General features: G+C 71.7%; 10 protein-coding genes. 2 read left to right on the top strand and 8 right to left on the bottom strand.

Annotated elements, in window-relative coordinates; all coding sequences use genetic code 11:
* Positions 1 to 7: 7 nt before the first annotated feature.
* From AB0I73_RS17800 to AB0I73_RS17785, 4 genes are all read right to left on the bottom strand, one after another.
* A complete protein-coding gene (locus AB0I73_RS17800; protein WP_363038346.1) occupies positions 8 to 1,714 on the bottom strand; it encodes a glycoside hydrolase family 13 protein in 1,707 nt (568 codons plus the stop codon).
* A gap of 149 nt (positions 1,715 to 1,863) precedes the next feature.
* On the bottom strand, positions 1,864 to 2,775 hold the full coding sequence (locus tag AB0I73_RS17795) for a sugar ABC transporter permease (protein ID WP_363038344.1): 912 nt from the start codon (positions 2,773 to 2,775) through the stop codon (positions 1,864 to 1,866).
* A 13-nt stretch (positions 2,776 to 2,788) separates the two neighbouring features.
* The gene (locus AB0I73_RS17790) at positions 2,789 to 3,793 is read right to left on the bottom strand and encodes a sugar ABC transporter permease (protein WP_363038342.1); all 1,005 of its coding nucleotides are present in this window, start codon (positions 3,791 to 3,793) and stop codon (positions 2,789 to 2,791) included.
* A gap of 96 nt (positions 3,794 to 3,889) precedes the next feature.
* Positions 3,890 to 5,161, bottom strand: coding sequence for an extracellular solute-binding protein (locus tag AB0I73_RS17785; RefSeq protein ID WP_363038340.1), 1,272 nt, complete (start codon positions 5,159 to 5,161; stop codon positions 3,890 to 3,892).
* 479 nt (positions 5,162 to 5,640) lie between these two features.
* Here AB0I73_RS17785 and AB0I73_RS17780 point away from each other — a divergent pair, with 479 nt between their 5' ends.
* Both AB0I73_RS17780 and AB0I73_RS17775 read left to right on the top strand, forming a co-directional pair.
* Positions 5,641 to 6,675 carry a LacI family DNA-binding transcriptional regulator gene (locus AB0I73_RS17780; RefSeq protein WP_363038338.1) on the top strand — a complete coding sequence of 345 codons (1,035 nt, stop codon included), beginning with the start codon at positions 5,641 to 5,643 and terminating at the stop codon, positions 6,673 to 6,675.
* Positions 6,676 to 6,804: 129 nt separating this feature from the next.
* Complete coding sequence (locus AB0I73_RS17775) at positions 6,805 to 7,782, top strand: phosphatase PAP2 family protein (RefSeq protein WP_363038336.1); 978 nt, start codon at positions 6,805 to 6,807, stop codon at positions 7,780 to 7,782.
* Here AB0I73_RS17775 and AB0I73_RS17770 read toward each other — a convergent pair.
* From AB0I73_RS17770 to AB0I73_RS17755, 4 genes are all read right to left on the bottom strand, one after another.
* The gene (locus AB0I73_RS17770) at positions 7,779 to 10,790 is read right to left on the bottom strand and encodes a bifunctional [glutamine synthetase] adenylyltransferase/[glutamine synthetase]-adenylyl-L-tyrosine phosphorylase (RefSeq protein WP_363038334.1); all 3,012 of its coding nucleotides are present in this window, start codon (positions 10,788 to 10,790) and stop codon (positions 7,779 to 7,781) included. The genes AB0I73_RS17775 and AB0I73_RS17770 overlap by 4 nt on opposite strands.
* A 389-nt stretch (positions 10,791 to 11,179) precedes the next feature.
* A complete protein-coding gene (locus AB0I73_RS17765) occupies positions 11,180 to 11,932 on the bottom strand; it encodes a response regulator transcription factor (protein WP_363038332.1) in 753 nt (250 codons plus the stop codon).
* Between the two features lie 49 nt (positions 11,933 to 11,981).
* Positions 11,982 to 12,824, bottom strand: a complete 843-nt coding sequence (locus tag AB0I73_RS17760) for a PAS domain-containing protein (protein WP_363038330.1) — start codon at positions 12,822 to 12,824, stop codon at positions 11,982 to 11,984.
* A gap of 370 nt (positions 12,825 to 13,194) precedes the next feature.
* Entirely contained in the window at positions 13,195 to 15,957 is a 2,763-nt protein-coding gene (locus AB0I73_RS17755; protein ID WP_363038328.1) for a LuxR C-terminal-related transcriptional regulator, read from the bottom strand.
* Positions 15,958 to 16,239 lie beyond the last annotated feature (282 nt).

Below are 16,239 nucleotides of genomic sequence, written 5' to 3'. Positions count from 1 at the left end.
CGAGACGTCAGGCCCGTGTCCACCACACCGTCGTGTCCGCCGGCACCTTCGCCCCGTCGCCGGTTTCGGCCACCTCACCGTTGGTGATCAGCACCCTGCCGTAGGACGGCAGGGTCACCGCCTGCCCCGTGGTGTTCGCGACGCACACGAACTCCCCGCGCCGGAAGGCGAGTACGCCCTCCGGGGCCGGCAGCCACTCCACCGTGTCGCCCGCGCCCAGGTCGGCCTGTTCCCGGCGCACGGCGAGTGCGGCGCGGTACAGCTCCAGGGTCGAACCGGCCACCCCGGTCTGCGCCTCGACGCTCAGCTCGCCCCAGCCCTCCGGCTGCGGCAGCCAACTGCCGCCGCCCCCGAAGCCGTACGAGGAACCGGCGCGGGTCCACGGGATCGGCACCCGGCACCCGTCGCGGAAGCCGTCCTGGCCGGCGCCCCGGAAGTACGCCGGGTCCTGGCGCACCTCGTCCGGCAGGTCCACGACGTCCGGCAGGCCCAGTTCCTCGCCCTGGTAGACGTAGGCCGAGCCGGGCAGCGCCAACATCAGCAGGGTCGCCGCGCGGGCCCGGCGCAGCCCCAGCTCCCGGTCGCCGGGCAGCCGGAGCTGGGTGCCGAGGCCCGCCGGGTTGCCGAAGCGGGTGGCGTGCCGGGTGACGTCGTGGTTGGACAGCACCCAGGTGGCGGGGGCGCCGACCGGGCGCATGGCGTCCAGGGTGCGGTCGATGACCTCGCGCAGTTCCGTCGCGTCCCAGTGGGTGCCCAGGTACTGGAAGTTGAAGGCCTGGTGCAGCTCGTCGGGGCGGACGTAGTTGGCGGTGCGCTCGACGGTCGGCGTCCAGGCCTCGGCGACGAAGATGCGCTCGCCGGAGTACTCGTCGAGGATGAGGCGCCACTGCCGGTAGATGTCGTGCACGCCGTCCTGGTCGAAGAACGGCATGACATCGTTGCCCAGCAGCTTCAGTTGCTCGTGCGATCCCAGGTCCGGCAGGCCCTCGGCCTTCACCATGCCGTGGGCGACGTCGATGCGGAAGCCGTCGACGCCCATGTCCAGCCAGAACCGCAGGATGGAGCGGAACTCGTCGCCGACGGCCGGGTGCTCCCAGTTGAAGTCGGGCTGCTCCGGGGCGAAGAGGTGCAGGTACCACTCCCCCAGGGTGCCGTCGGGCTCGGTGACCCTGGTCCAGGCCGGGCCGCCGAAGATCGACTCCCAGTCGTTGGGCGGCAGTTCGCCGTTCGTGCCCTTGCCGGGCCGGAAGTGGTAGCGGTCCCGCGCCGGCGAGCCGGGGCCCTCGGCGAGCGCCCGCTTGAACCACTCGTGCTGGTCGGAGGAGTGGTTGGGCACGATGTCGACGATGATCCGCAGGCCCAGTTCGTGAGCGTCCCGGATCAACGCGTCCGCGTCGAGCAGGTTGCCGAACATGGGGTCGACGGCGCGGTAGTCGGCGACGTCGTAGCCGGCGTCGGCCTGCGGCGAGGCGTAGAAGGGGCTGAGCCACACGGCGTCCACCCCGAGGTCGCGCAGGTACGGCAGGCGGGAGCGGATGCCCTCCAGGTCGCCCATGCCGTCGCCGTTGCTGTCGGCGAAGCTGCGCGGATACACCTGGTAGATCACCGCGTCGCGCCACCAGTCACGCCGCCTGGCGACGGTGGCGACGGCGGCGGATTCGGTCGAAGAGGCCGGGGAGGTCGGTGCCGGGGCGGTGGAGTGCTGCTGGCTCATGTCGTCCTGTTCGTGTCATCGGGGTGGGGGTGGTGCGGCGAGCGAGGAGAAGAGGCGGCCGCGGTGGCCGGCGGGGTCGGTTCGGGCCGCCGCGGCCGCCACCCGCGCGCTCGGGGCGCGCGGGAGTCCTCGTACGAGGGGCAGAACGATCAGCCCTTCGTGCCGCCCGCGGTGAGGCCGGTCACCAGGTTCTTCTGCATGAGGTAGAAGAACGCGGAGACGGGTATCGCGATCAGGACCGCCGTGGCGGCCATGAGGTTGCGCTGGGCGTCGTGCTCGCTGACGAAGCTCTGCAGACCGACGGCGAACGTGTACTTCGTGTCGTCCAGCATGAACGTCGTGGCGAAGGCGACCTCGCCGAACGCGGTGATGAAGCTGTAGAAGGCCGCGACCGCGAGGCCGGGCTTGGCCAGCGGCAGGATCAGCCGGGCGAACGTGCCGAACGGGGACAGCCCGTCGACCCGGCCCGCCTCGTCGATCTCGAACGGAATGGTGTCGAAATATCCCTTCATCAGCCAGGCACAGTACGGCACCGCGGTCGAGCAGTAGACGAGGATGAGGCCGAAGTAGGTGTCGATCAGCTGAAGGTCGGAAAGGATCTGGTACATCGGGACCATCAGGACGGCCACCGGGAACATCTGGGTGACCAGGAGGGCCCACATGAACTTCTTGTACCCGGGGAACCGCATCCGGGACACGGCGTACCCGGTGGTGGCGGCGACGAGGACGCCGAGGACCGTGGTGCCGAGCGAGACGATCAGCGAGCTCTTCAGCCAGTGGAAGAAGTTCGTCTCCTGCAGCACGAACACGTAGTTGTCCAGCGTCATCTTGCCCCAGATGCCGCCGGGGCGGAGGTAGTCGTCCTTGTCCGGGCCGAGGGACAGGAAGGCCAGCCAGGCGACCGGGAACAGCGCGACGAGGCTCGCCGCGGCCAGGATGCCGTGCGAGGTGAGACTGGCGAGCGGGCCGCGTTCCCCGCGTCCGCGCACCTTCACGGGCGGGGTCCTCTCGCCGGCCGGACGGTCCGTGGGAGCAGCGGGCTTGACGGTGGTGGTGCTCATGGGGACTCCTGCCTCAGATCGCGAGCTGCTGCTCATTGCGGTTCAGCCAGCGGCGGTAGAAGGAGGTGAAGACGATCAGGATGGCCAGCAGCAGCATGCCGTAGGCGGCGGACTGCGCGAAGTCGCGTGGCTGCTGTCCGAATCCGAGGTAGTAGGACCAGGTCACGAGGATCTGGGCGTCCGGGGCGGTGTTGCCGAACAGCAGGAAGATGACGGCGAACTGGTTGAAGGTCCAGATGACGCCGAGCAGCACGACGGTGGAGCTGACCGACCTGAGGCCGGGCAGGGTGACGTGCCGGAAGCGCTGCCAGGCGTTCGCGCCGTCCATCTCGGCCGCCTCGTAGAGGGCGCCGTCGATGGACTGGAGTCCGCCGAGCAGGGAGACCATCATGAACGGCACACCGCACCAGGTGTTGACCATGATCGCGGCGAACCGCTGCCAGAAGGGGTCCTCCAGCCACGGCGGTGTCGGCAGGCCCAGGGACCCCAGGCCCGAGTTGATGATGCCGCTGTCCGCGAGCATGAACCGCCAGCCGAAGACGGTGACGAAGGTCGGCACGGCCCACGGCAGGATCAGGATCAGCCGGTAGAGGGTGCGGCCGCGCAGCTTCTGGTTGAGCAGCAGGGCCAGGCCCAGGCCGATGGTGTAGTGCAGGGCGACACAGGCCGCCGTCCATACGATCGTCCAGATGAAGTGCGACCAGAAGCGGTCGTACGCCGTCTCGCCCCACAGGATGTCGGCGTAGTTGTCGAGGCCGATGAACTTGTAGGTGGCCTCGATCTCGTTGACGCCGATGGTGCGGGCCGAGTTGAGGCTGTTGGCGTCGGTGAGGGTGAGGTAGAAGCCGTAGGCCAGGGGGTACAGCACGATGGTGCCGAGCACGACGACCACGGGCACGATCATGGCGTAGGCGTACCAGTGCTTCTGGTAGGCGTGCTTCAGGCGGCCGACCGGGCCGGGGCGGGGCGCGCGGTCACCGCGGCGTTTGCCGGTCGCGCGGTCGATGGCGACTGTCATGGTTCGGCACCTTCTGGATGATCAAGGGGTTCGGCACAGGCCGGTGGCCGCCGGGCCCTCCCCTCCTGGAAGCGGGTCCGGCGGCCACACGGGCGGTTACTTGCTGAAGTCCGGCACCAGCTTGGTGATGGCGATCTCCGCGTCGCTCAGCCCCTTGTCCAGGGACTCCTTGCCGCCCGCGATCTGGGGCAGCTCGTCGTCCATCGGACCCCACAGCGAGCTGTACTCGGGCAGCGCCGGGCGCGGCTGGGCGGCCTCGAGGACCGTCTGGTAGCCGGCGATGCCCGGGTCGGCCTTGACCTCGTCGGTGTAGGCGTCGTCGCGGGTGGGCAGCGTGGAGTTCTTCAGGGCGATGGTCTCCTGGGCCTTGGCCGAGGTCATGAAGTTGACGAGCTTCAGCGCGGCCTCCTGCTTCGCCTTCTCGGAGCCGGCGTAGACCGAGAGGTTGTGGCCGCCGGTCGGGGCGCCCGCCTTGCCGGTGGAGCCGGCCGGGACGGTGGCGATGCCCAGGTTCGCCTTGTCCTTGAAGGCGGAGCCCTTGTAGAAGTTGGTGATCTCCCACGGGCCCTGGATGATCGAGGCGACCTTGCCGTTGACAAACGCGTCCTGGATGTGGGCGTAGGCCTCGGCGGTGACGTCGGCCTTGTGCAGGCCCTTGCCGTCGAAGAGGTCCAGCCAGGTGCCGTAGGCCTTCTTGGCCTCGGCCGACTTCACGGTGATCTTCTTGGCGTCGGCGTCGACCATGTCGGTGCCCTCGCCGTAGAGGAACGGCTGGGCGTAGTAGCCCGCGGTGGAGCCCCAGTAGCCGTCGACGCCGGTCTTGTCCTTGATGGTGGCGGCGGCCTTCTTCAGGTCGTCCCAGGTCTTGGGGGCCTCGACGCCGGCCTTCTCGAACAGTTCCTTGTTGTAGACGAAGGCGAGGGTGTCCGTGGTGAACGGCACGCCGTAGGTCTTGCCCTCGTACTTGGCCTGCTCGACCAGGTTGGGCTTGAACGCGGCCTGGTCCTTCAGCGCCTCGGTGCCGTCCAGCGGCAGGAAGAAGCCCTTCTTGGCGAAGGCGGGGGTCCAGCCGACCTCGGAGCGCAGCACGTCGGGGGCGCCCTTGGAGCCGGCGGCGGTGTCGAACTTGTTCTGTGCCTGGTCGAAGGGGACGTTGACGAAGTTGACCTTGATGTCCTTGTTGGCCGCCTCGAACTCCTTGACCAGGGCCTTGTACGTCGGCGCCTCGTTGGTCGCGTTGGAGGTGTCCCACCAGGTGATGGTGACCGGGCCGTCGGCCTTGTCGCCGCTGTCGCTGTCTCCGCCGCAGGCCGTCGCCGTGAGGGCGAGGGACGCCACCAGCGCGGTGGCCGCTATGCCACGCCGCATGAGTTCTCCTTGAGGGTGTGAAGCCCGGGTGTGCAGGGTGCGGCCCCGTCTGCCGTCCTGCCGACTGCCGACCGCGCCGATGGGGCCGCCGGGCGACGTGAACGTAACAGCGATGCAACTGATCCGAAAGACCTTGCTGAAAAATTTTGCAAGGAGGCGCGACAGTTATGCCGCCGTGACCTCCCCTTGACCCGCTCCGGGCGGCTCCCCGACCGCCGCGCGACCCCGGGTTTCCGGTCACAGGACCGGGGTTCGGACGGTTGTGCAAGACTCTGCAAGTACTTGCCATCCGTTTCCGTCGGGAGAATCATCCGTTGCGGTACGGACGCCGATCACGACCTGCCGACCACGACATGCCACGACATGCCACGACAAGAGGGACAGCGATGACCCAGCAGCCCGCAGCGGGCCGTTCGACGGCGCGCACCAGGCGTCCGTCCGGTGTCCAACGAGTGGGCCGGCGGATACAGTCCGGTGCTGTGACCACACGTCTTGCCGACATCGCCGCCCAGGCCGGGGTGAGTGAGGCGACCGTCAGCCGCGTGCTCAACGGCAAGCCGGGCGTCGCCGCCACCACCCGCCAGTCCGTGCTCGCCGCCCTCGACGTCCTGGGCTACGAACGCCCGGTGCGGCTGCGGCAGCGCAGCGAGGGTCTGGTGGGTCTGATCACCCCGGAGCTGGAGAACCCGATCTTCCCGGCCCTGGCCCAGGTCATCGGGCAGGCACTGACCCGTCAGGGCTACACGCCGGTGCTCGCCACCCAGACCCCGGGCGGGTCGACGGAGGACGAGCTGACGGAGATGCTCGTGGACCGGGGGGTGGCCGGCATCATCTACGTCTCCGGGCTGCACGCGGACACCACCGCCGACATGCAGCGCTACGAGCGACTGCGCGCCCAGGGTGTGCCGTTCGTGCTGGTCGACGGCTTCTCACCGAAGGTGCAGGCGCCGTTCATCTCCCCCGACGACCGGGCGGCTATGGCGCTCGCGGTCACGCATCTCGCCTCCCTCGGCCACACCCGCATCGGGCTGGCGCTCGGGCCGAAGCGGTTCGTGCCCGTGCAGCGCAAGATCGAGGGCTTCGTCCGCACCATGCAGGACCAGGTGGGCCTGGACGCCCGGACCGTGGAGACGGAGCTGGTCCAGCACTCCCTGTACACCCTGGAGGGCGGCCAGGCCGCCGCCACGGCGCTCATGGACCGCGGGTGCACGGCGCTGGTGTGCGCCAGCGACATGATGGCGCTGGGTGCGATACGGGCGGCGCGGCAGCGCGGCCTGGACGTGCCGAGGGACATCTCGGTGGTCGGCTTCGACGACTCCCCGCTGATCGCCTTCACCGACCCGCCGCTGACCACGGTCCGCAAGCCGGTCCCGGCGATGGGCCAGGCCGCGGTGCGCACCCTGCTGGAGGAGATCGGCGGGACGCCCGCTCCGCACAGCGAGTTCGTGTTCATGCCGGAGCTGGTGGTGCGCGGTTCGACCGCTTCGGCCCCCGGGGACCGAAACCGTCCCTAGGGCGGAGGGGACGACGTTTCGTCCACTGCCCCGGGAGGGGCCGCGGGCCGCTGTCCAGGGAGGACATGCGGGTCGGTCCCGACCGGGGGGTGATCTGCGGGAAGGGCTTTTCTGGCAGACTCTGTGCCCATGGGTGAAGCGACGGTGACCACGCTGGAAGGCCGGGAGGACCAGGCCGCAGCGCACTCCGTCGGAAACGGGGAGGGGCGGGACCTCCTGCGTCGTCTGCGCACTCCCCGTCGGCCGCGGTTGTGGTTCGAGATCCTGCTGATCGCGGTGAGTTACTGGACGTACTCACTCGTCCGCAACGCCGTGCCGGAGCAGAAGTCCAAGGCACTGCGCAACGCGGACTGGCTCTGGGACCTGGAGCAGCAGCTCGGTCTCGCCTTCGAGCAGTCGGTCAACCACGCGGTGAACTCGGTGACCTGGCTCGTGGTCGGCATGAACTACTACTACGCCACGCTGCACTTCGTGGTCACGCTGGGTGTCCTGGTGTGGCTCTACCGTACCCATCCCGGCCGTTACGCGGCGACCCGGCTGGTGCTGTTCTCGACCACGGTCGTCGCCCTGGCCGGCTACTACCTGTTCCCGCTCGCCCCGCCGCGCCTGATGAACGGCGGCGGTTTCATCGACACCGTCGTGGTCCACGAGACGTGGGGGTCGATGGCCTCCGGCGACCTGAAGAACATGTCCAACCAGTACGCCGCGATGCCCTCGATGCACATCGGCTGGTCGGTGTGGTGCGGGCTGACCGTCTTCGCGCTGGCGACCGTCCCGTGGGCGCGGGTCCTGGGGCTGCTGTACCCGGCGGGCACGCTGGTGGTCATCGTCGCCACCGCCAACCACTTCTGGCTGGACGCGGTGGGCGGCCTGCTCTGCCTCGCCCTCGGCTACGCGCTGGCGACGGTCTGGTACGGCAGCCGCCCGTACGCCCTGCCGAGGCTCGTGCCGGACCACGGCGGCGGGAGCCTCACCGGCACGGGCGGCGGGGGCGGCGAGGGCCCGGCCGGCTCGGACAGCTCCGACGGCGGGGTCCCGGCCAGCGGGAAGGCGGGCGTGGTGGCCCCCCGCACGCCGGACTCCGCCCTCGCCCCGGACGGGTCCTAGGACCCGCCGTAGAACAGTTCCTCCATCACGCCCCGCGCCCTGCGGGTCGTGCGCCGGTACGCGTCGAGCATGTCGCCGGCGTGGCCCGGACCGTAGCCCAGGTAGCGGCCGACGGCGGCCAGTTCGCGGGGGTCGGCGGGGAAGGTGTCGCCGGCCCGCCCGCGGACCAGCATGACCGCGTTGCGCACGCCGGTGGCCAGCACCCACGCCTCGTCGAGGGTGGCCGCGTCCTGCTCGGAGACGAGCCCCGCCGCCTGGGCGGCGGCCAGCGCCTCCCGGGTCCTGGTCGTGCGCAGACCGGGCTCCCGCGCGCCGTGCCGCAGCTGCATCAGCTGCACGGTCCACTCCACGTCGGACAAACCGCCCGGACCGAGCTTGGCGTGCAGTTTGGGGTCGGTGCCGCGCGGCAGCCGTTCGGACTCCATCCGGGCCTTCAGACGGCGGATCTCGCGCACCGCCTCCTCGTCGAGCCCGGCGGCCGGGTAACGCAGTGGTTCGATCAGCTCGACGAAGCGGCGGCCGAGGTCCTCGTCGCCGGCGACGAGCTCGGCGCGCAGCAGCGCGTGCCGCTCCCACACCAGGGACCAGCGGCGGTAGTACGCCTCGTACGACTTCAGGGTGCGCACCAGCGGCCCGGACCGGCCCTCCGGACGCAGGTCGGCGTCGATGAGCAGGGGCGGGTCGGCGCTGGGGAGCTGGAGCAGCCGGCGCATCTCGGCGACGATCTTGCCGGCCGCCTCGGCCGCCTCCCGCTCGTCCACGCCGTCACGCGGTTCGTGGACGAACAGGACGTCCGCGTCGGAGCCGTAGCCCAGCTCGTGGCCGCCGAAGCGGCCCATGCCGATGATCGCGAAGCGGGTGGGGAGGGTGTCCCCCCAGCCCTCCCGGACGACCGCGCGCAGGGTTCCGGCGAGGGTGGCGGCCGTCAGGTCGGACACGGCGCCGCCGACCAGGTCCACCAGGGCGCCCTGGTCGGCCTCGGCGGGCTGGGACTCGGTGCCGTAGGAACCGATGATGTCGGTGGCGGCCGTACGGAACAGCTCGCGGCGGCGCACCCCGCGGGCGGCCGTGACCGCCTGGGCCGCTCCGTCGGCGCGGCGGACCGCGGCGAGGATCTCCTGCTCCAGGTGGGCGCGGGAGCGGGGCCTGAGGCCCCCGGCCTCCCCGTCGCCGAGCAGGGCCACCGCCTCGGGGGCGCGCATCAGCAGGTCGGGGGCGAGCCGTCCGGCGGACAGCACCCGGGCCAGGTTCTCGGCGGCGGCGCCCTCGTCCCGCAGCAGCCGCAGGTACCAGGGGGTCTTGCCGAGCGCGTCCGAGACCTTGCGGAAGTTGAGCAGGCCGGCGTCCGGGTCGGCGGAGTCGGCGAACCAGCCGAGCAGCACGGGCAGCAGGGTCCGCTGGATGGCCGCCTTGCGGGTCACGCCGGACGCCAGCGCCTCCAGGTGCCGCAGGGCGGCGCCGGGGTCGGCGTAGCCGAGGGCGACCAGCCGCTCCCGGGCCGCCTCCGCGCTGAGCCGGGCCTCGCCGGGGGCGAGCTGGGCGACCGCGTCGAGCAGCGGCCGGTAGAACAGCTTCTCGTGCAGCCGCCGTACGACGGTGGCGTGCCGTTTCCACTCGCGGGTCAGGCTCGTCACCGGGTCGTTGCGCATGCCCAGGGAGCGGCCGATGCGGCGCAGCTCGGCCTCGTCCTCCGGGACCAGGTGGGTGCGGCGCAGCCGGTACAGCTGGATGCGGTGTTCGAGCGAGCGCAGGAAGCGGTAGGCGGCGTCGAGCTGGGCGGTGTCGGCGCGGCCGACGTAGCCGCCGACGGCGAGGGCCTTCAGCGCGTCGAGGGTGGTGCCGCTGCGCAGGGAGGGGTCGGTGCGGCCGTGCACCAGCTGGAGCAGCTGCACGGCGAACTCGACGTCGCGCAGCCCGCCGGGACCGAGCTTGAGCTGGCGGTCGACCTGGGCGGTGGGGATGTTCTCGACGACCCGGCGTCGCATCTTCTGGACGTCGGCGACGAAGTTCTCCCGCTCGGCGGCCTGCCACACCAGCGGTCGGAGGGCGGCGACGTACTCCTCGCCGAGGTCGAGGTCGCCGGCCACCGGGCGGGCCTTGAGCAACGCCTGGAACTCCCAGGTCTTGGCCCAGCGCTGGTAGTAGGCGCGGTGCGAGGCGAGGGTGCGGACGAGGGGGCCGTTGCGTCCCTCGGGCCGCAGGTTGGCGTCGACGGGCCAGATGGTGCCCTCGACGGTGTTCTCGGAGCAGATCCGCATCATGTGCGAGGCCAGCCGGGTCGCGGCGCGCAGGGCCTTGTCCTCGTCCGCCCCGTCACCCTTCTCGACGGCTTCTCCGACGAAGATGACGTCGACGTCCGACACGTAGTTCAGCTCGTGTCCGCCGCACTTGCCCAGCGCGACCACCGCGAGCCTGCACAGGGCGGCGTCCTCGGGTGCGTCGGCCTCGGCGAGCGCGAGGGCGGCCCGCAGGGTGGCGGTGGCCAGGTCGGCGAGTTCGGCGGCGGTCTCGGACACCTCGGTGGTGCCGCAGACGTCCCGGGCGGCGATGGACAGCAGGCAGCGCCGGTAGGCGACGCGCAGCGACACCGGGTCGGTGACGCCGGCGAGGCCGTCCTCGAACTCGGTCAGGCCGGGATGCAGGTCCCGCGCCTCGTACGTGACGAGCGCCCGCCAGTCGCCGGCGTGCCGGGCGAGGTGGTCGGCCAGGGCCTCGGAGGCACCGAGCACACCGAGCAGCCGGTCGCGCAGCGGCTTGGCGGCGATCAGCGTGTCGAGCACTTCCTGCCGGTCGGTGGCGGTGGTCTGCGCCTCCAGCAGCCGGACCAGCCCGTGCAGCGCGAGATCGGGGTCGGCGGTCGCGCCGAGCGCGTCCAGCAGCACCGGGTCGTCGCGCACGGGCACCAGCTCGGGTCCGTCCAGCAGCCGCTCGGCGGCGGACGGGTCGGTGAAACCGTGCCGCAGCAGCCGTGTGAAAGTACTGCTCCTGCGCCCCGGCGCCGACGTCATCCCCGGCCTCCCTCGGTCCTCGGATCACGGTGGTCGTACTGGCGACGAGCCTATCGGCACCTTCGGGGCCCGGCCCGGGGCGGCGTACGACGGGTTCCGGGGGCGCGCGGGGTCCGCCACGGCCCGCGACACGCCGTCGTGTTCCCGGTGGCGCCGCGCACCGCCTTCGGCTTCGGTGAGGGGAGCCGTTCAGCCGGACGAGACGACGGTTCGCGTGCCGCCGAAGCCGACGCCCACAAGTCGGTCCGGGCCGACACAGGAGCTGTGCCCATGGACATGGCCTTGGAAGTGTTCCCGCTGCCCGTCAGTGACCTCGACCGGGCCCGGGACTTCCACCGGAACACGGCGGCCTCCCCTCGCCCCCTGCCCCTCCGGGGCGTCCCGAGCCGTCAGGCGTACGGTTCGGGGACCGGGAGCCGGTAGCACCCGGCCTCGGGGGACTCGACCAGCCGGGACGGTCCGAGCCGTTCCCTCAGCGAGGCGATCCGGGTCGGCAGGGTGGCGCGCAGCGACGCCCGGTGTGCGCGCAGGACCTCCTCGACGATCTGGTCGGTGCGCAGTGTCCGGCCCGGCCGCCGGGCCAGCGCGGCCAGGATGTCGAACTCGTCGTCCGGCAGTTCGGTCGGGGCACCGTCGACCAGGACGGCCCGCTCCCGCAGGTCGATGCGTACCCGCCCGGCCAGCAGCAGGTCTCCCGGCGACTCCTCGGAGGGACCGTCCGGGGCGGCCGCGACGGGGGCGGTGTCGGTGTCGGTTCCGAGGTCGGCGGGGGCGGGCTCGGCGGGCCGGCTGCGGCGCACCACCGCCCTGGCCCGGGCCAGCAGTTCGGCCAGGTTGTAGGGCTTGACGAGGTGGTCGTCCGCGCCCAGGTCGAGCGCTCGCACGCAGGACAGATGGTCCCCGCGCGCGGTGGTCACCAGGATCGGGACCGCACTGGCGGCCCGCATCGCGCCGCACAGTCCGAAGCCGTCGCAGTCGGGGAGGGCGAGGTCGAGCAGGACGACATCCGGGCGGGCCCGGTCCAGCAGCTCGAGCGCGGCCCTGCCGGTGGACGCGCACACCGCCTCCAGACCCTGTTCCTCCAGAGCTGCCCGGAGAGCTGCCGACACCCGTTCGTTGGCCTCAACGACCAGTAGTTTCACATCGTCCTCGTTCTGGCGTGGTTCCGGCGTGCTCGGCGTCCTGAGGTGTTCAGCGTCCTGAGGTCTGGCGCTGCCGCGATCGTGCGCGCGTCCCGCCCCATCCGCTCTCCGCTCCCTGCTGCTCCGAGCGGATGTAGTCGGGGAGCACCCTGGGCGGCCAGCTGCCGATGCTGAACATGCCCATCGAGTAGGCCTTCGCCGCCAGTGCCGTCCGGTTGGGCACCTGGAACTGCCGCAGCAGCATGCCGACGTGGTACTCGATGCCCTGCCGGCTGAGGAACAGCTTGGCCGCCAGACGTACGGTCGGATCACCCGCCGCCACGCCCTCCAGGACCTTCGCGCTGAGCGGGGCCAGCTTCCCTTGCGAGCCGTCGTACACCTCGCGGTCGGCGGGCGTTTCCTCCGGCGTGAACTGCACCACGATCATCTCGACCCGGCCCGCGCCGTCGGTCACCGGGAACGCGGTGATCTTGCCGGAGACCGTGTTGCCGTAGACGGACAGGACGACGGAGTGACCGACGAGACGAGTCCGGTGTCCCTGCACGAGCCGGCCGAACTCACGCAGCACGTGCTGTCGCACACTCGGGTGCAGGAACTCCACGAATTCACGGCCGCGCAGCTCGTCCGCCCGCTGGGCGCACCGGGGCATCACGGGGCTGTTGACGGAACGCACCCGCAGATTCAGGTCGAGAATGGCGAGAGCGATTCCGGAGCGCTCGAAAAGCGAAAGGAACGCATCACGGTACTTCTCGCTTCCGATTTCCGCGTCGAACAGGGAGGAATCTATTTCATGCAACGTTTCGACGGAAAACGGACTTTTTCCGGGCAGGGTGGCGTGCGCCTCCGCCGCCCGCATGAGTCCGTCCACCGTACTGATCTTCGCGAGGGCCATGTAAGCCTTTCCCTCCCTCTCTCGAATCTTTCACTGGCCGCGAGCCAGTCTACGGAGCACGGGCGTTGACGTGCAATGGAATCCGGGACCGCCGCGAAAGACTGTGGTCGCCGTCCCACGGGTTCGGAGAGACCGTCGCGGCGAACTCCGGGAAGCAGCGGGAAACAGCCCCGGGCACCGCTCGGCAACCTCCGGTCATCCGCTAATTACCGGCATTTTCACCCACATTTTCCATTGCCGGACGGGACCGATCCGGCTTACCGGTGAGTAGCCCGATCGGTGCACCGATCGGGCACCGCCCCCGGTCACCGGTCCCGGCACCGGCCCTCGCCCCGGCACCCCTACCCGCACCGGCACCCCGGCTACCGGGTCACAGCCGCTCCGCGAGCACGCCCGAACCGAAGACCGCCCTTCCGGCCATGCGGCGCACCGCCGGAACCAGCCCGGCCCTGCCGTCCACGTCCAGCCGGTGGTACAGCCTGGTGAGGCTCTTCTCCACGGCCCGCCGGGTGACTCCGAGCGCCTCGGCGGCGTCCTGGTTGGTGTGACCCAGGGCCACCAGGGAGGCGACCCGCCGCTCGGTGTCGCTGAGCAGCCCGCCGACCACCGGTACGCCTCCGCACGGCGGCGCACCGTGCGGGGACGACGGCTGCGAGGCGAGCCAGCGCCGCAGCACCGCCTCGCCCGTCGCCTCGGCGATCCGGTCCGCCTCGGCGAGGATCTCGTCGGAGCCCGGCCGTCCGGCGGCCCGCAGCCGGTTGCCGTACGCCGTCAACGACCGTCCCAGCTCCAGGTGGTTGGAGCTCTCCCTGAGCACGGCGACGGACTCGGCGAGCAGGGACAGGGCGTAGCGGCCGCGCACCACGGTGCCCCACATGCGCAGGGTCCGGCCGAGTGCGGTCGGTGCGCCGAAGCGCCGTGCCCGTTCACAGGCGCGGGCGAGGAGTCGGAGCGCGGCCTCCGGGTCGCCGAGGCGGAGCAGCAGGGGCGCGCGCCACACGTCGACCGGGAACAAGGTCCGGTTGCACCAGCCCGCCGCCTCTGCGCGGCGGGCGGCGTCCTGCACATCGGCTGCGAGGGCGGGCAGTTCACGCTCCGCGGTCAGCGGGATCTGCAGCACCCGCAGGGCGAGCCCGCACACCGGTTGCCCGGCGCCCTGCCCCTGGGCCAGTCGGTCCCGCAGCCGCTCCGCCAGCCAGGTGTCACCCGTCTCGACCGCCACGGACGTCAGGCTGAGCACCGCCAGCCAGTCGTGGTCCCCCAGCGAGTCCCCCACCGGGTCCCGCGCCGGGTCGGGAGCTGTCGCGCAGGCCTCCCGCGCGTCCGCCCGGGCGTCGGCGGGCCGGCCGGCGTGCACGGCGGTGAGCGCGCGCCAGCTCAGCACGGCCGTGCGCAGCCGCCGGTCGTCGCGCTGCCGCGCCGTCTCGAGCGCCGTGTCCAGCCAGCAGCGCGCCGGTTCACTCGCCTCCGCGACGGCCGCGGAGGCGATCGTCAGTGCGGACGCGGTGTACTCCGAGGCGGCCGACGCCGGTTCGTGCTCCAGCAGCCACCGCGTGCGGGCGGCGACCTCGGTGGCAGGCAGCCGGCCGCCGAGGACGCCCGCGAAGACGAGGACCGCCATGAGTTCCCGCCGGGCCGCGGTGCCGGGACCGGGAACCGGTCCGGGGGCGAGGACCCGTTCGGGGTCGAGGGCTCGCAGCCGTTGGACGGCGGCGGCCTGGGCCGCCGGGTCCCCCAGCCGCGACAGCCGTACGCGGGCCTCCAGCCGCAGCCCGAGCTCCGAGGCCTCCGATGTCCCCGACGCCTTCGGGGCGGCCCATGCCGTCGGGTCGGCCGTCGGCACCATCGGTCCCGTGCGCCCCGCCCCGGCTTGTTCCAGCATCTCCGACGCCGCGTGCGGAGCGGAGAGGAACAGCGTGAGCGGCACACGGGCCACGACCGCGGCGCGTTCCGGGACCGCGTCCAGCAGGGGAAGCGCCTGGCCGACGTGGCGCAGCATCGCGGCGGTGTCGGCGTTCCGTTCCACGTCGGCGAGGGCGGCCAGCAGGTCGCCGCGCTGGGGGCTGTAGGACGGGAACTCGCGCAGGGCCCGGCGCAGACAGCGGATCGCGAGCGCGTCGTCGCCACCGCGCCACACCTCGCGGGCGGTCTCCCGCATCACCTGTGCGGCCTCGGTCCAGTCACCGGGGCCGACCTCCATGAAATGGGGGACGACCCGCTCGGCCGGTGCGCCCGAGGCGTGGAGCAGTTCGGCCGCCCGGCGGTGCAGCCGGTCGCGGTCGGTGAGCGAGATCCCCTCCTCGGCGGCCTCCCGTACGCAGTCCCACAGTACGGGCGGTGTCCAGCGGTCGGCCGCCCAGCCGAGTCTGATCAGCGTCCTGGCCGCCGCGTTCCCTTCGACCGGGTCCAGATCCGCCAGACGGGCGAGGACGTGCGTCTCGGTCTCTCCGCCGAGGAGCGCAGCGCAGGCGGCGAGCCGGCCGACGGACTCCGGGTGACCGGTCAGGGCCGCGGCCACGCGGGACCGCAGGCTCCAGGGCGCGGGCTGGGCACGGGCGATGTCGAGCAGGCCTGCGGAGGCACCGCGGCCCGCACGCTCCAGCCGCTCCAGCCGCTCCAGCAAGGAGATGATCAGCGCCGGGTTGCCGCCGGTGGCGTGGGTCCAGGCGTGGACCTGGTCGTCGGCGAGCACGATGCCGCGTTCCCCGAGCAGGGCACGTACTCCCTCCGTGCCGAGCGGCCCCATCCGGATCACCCGGTGGGCGGCCGACAGGATTTCCTGCACCCCCGGCGTCTCGGTGGCGAACTCGCCCTCGCACACGGCGACCGCCATGAGCAGCGGGCCCGGCCCCGGGTCGGCGAGCAACGCGGTCAGCCGGGTCAGGGCCGGCTCCCCCGCCCGCTGCAGGTCGTCGACGAGCAGTGCGACCGGGCGGCCGGTGGCTTCCGGGCGGGCCGGACCGGGGTGGCCGAGGGGCAGGCCCTGTTCCAGTCGGCTGCCTCGGGCTCGCCGTACGACGAAGCCGTGCTGTTCCGCGTGGACCGCTACCGCGTCGAGGAAGGCCGAACGTCCCATGCCCGGAGTTCCGGTGACCGCAATAAGCACGGTGTCACCGGTTTGCACACCGTTCATCGCACATCGGACCGTGTCGAGATCCTTTGTCCGCTCCAGGAGCCGCACGGAGCCTCCCTTCCTCAGCGGAGCCGGTCAGCACAGGCCTTTCCGGGCCGGTTGACCCCGGCGAGCCACCTGGACACGAAGGGCCCGGCGTCATCAACAAAAAGTCACAGCACTGTCATATCGTAATGATTATGAGTGCGAGAAGATCAGAGCCGGAGCATCCGGTTCCCTCGGTCCCTTCGGTTCCCTCGTTCTCTGCCTCCCGCTCCCACCCGCTCAGGACGGGAGCCGCCG

Source organism: Streptomyces sp. NPDC050388, from assembly GCF_040655635.1.
Classification (GTDB): Bacteria; Actinomycetota; Actinomycetes; order Streptomycetales; family Streptomycetaceae; genus Streptomyces.
This window is presented reverse-complemented; position numbering and strand designations above follow the sequence as displayed.

What these genes read in the sequence shown, in the direction of transcription:
- AB0I73_RS17800 (WP_363038346.1), bottom strand. Translation starts at nt 1,714, where the DNA reads ATGAGCCAGCAGCACTCCACCGCCCCGGCACCGACCTCCCCGGCCTCT.
- AB0I73_RS17795 (WP_363038344.1), bottom strand. Translation starts at nt 2,775, where the DNA reads ATGAGCACCACCACCGTCAAGCCCGCTGCTCCCACGGACCGTCCGGCC.
- AB0I73_RS17790 (WP_363038342.1), bottom strand. Translation starts at nt 3,793, where the DNA reads ATGACAGTCGCCATCGACCGCGCGACCGGCAAACGCCGCGGTGACCGC.
- AB0I73_RS17785 (WP_363038340.1), bottom strand. Translation starts at nt 5,161, where the DNA reads ATGCGGCGTGGCATAGCGGCCACCGCGCTGGTGGCGTCCCTCGCCCTC.
- AB0I73_RS17775 (WP_363038336.1), top strand. Translation starts at nt 6,805, where the DNA reads ATGGGTGAAGCGACGGTGACCACGCTGGAAGGCCGGGAGGACCAGGCC.
- AB0I73_RS17770 (WP_363038334.1), bottom strand. Translation starts at nt 10,790, where the DNA reads ATGACGTCGGCGCCGGGGCGCAGGAGCAGTACTTTCACACGGCTGCTG.
- AB0I73_RS17760 (WP_363038330.1), bottom strand. Translation starts at nt 12,824, where the DNA reads ATGGCCCTCGCGAAGATCAGTACGGTGGACGGACTCATGCGGGCGGCG.
- AB0I73_RS17755 (WP_363038328.1), bottom strand. Translation starts at nt 15,957, where the DNA reads ATGAACGGTGTGCAAACCGGTGACACCGTGCTTATTGCGGTCACCGGA.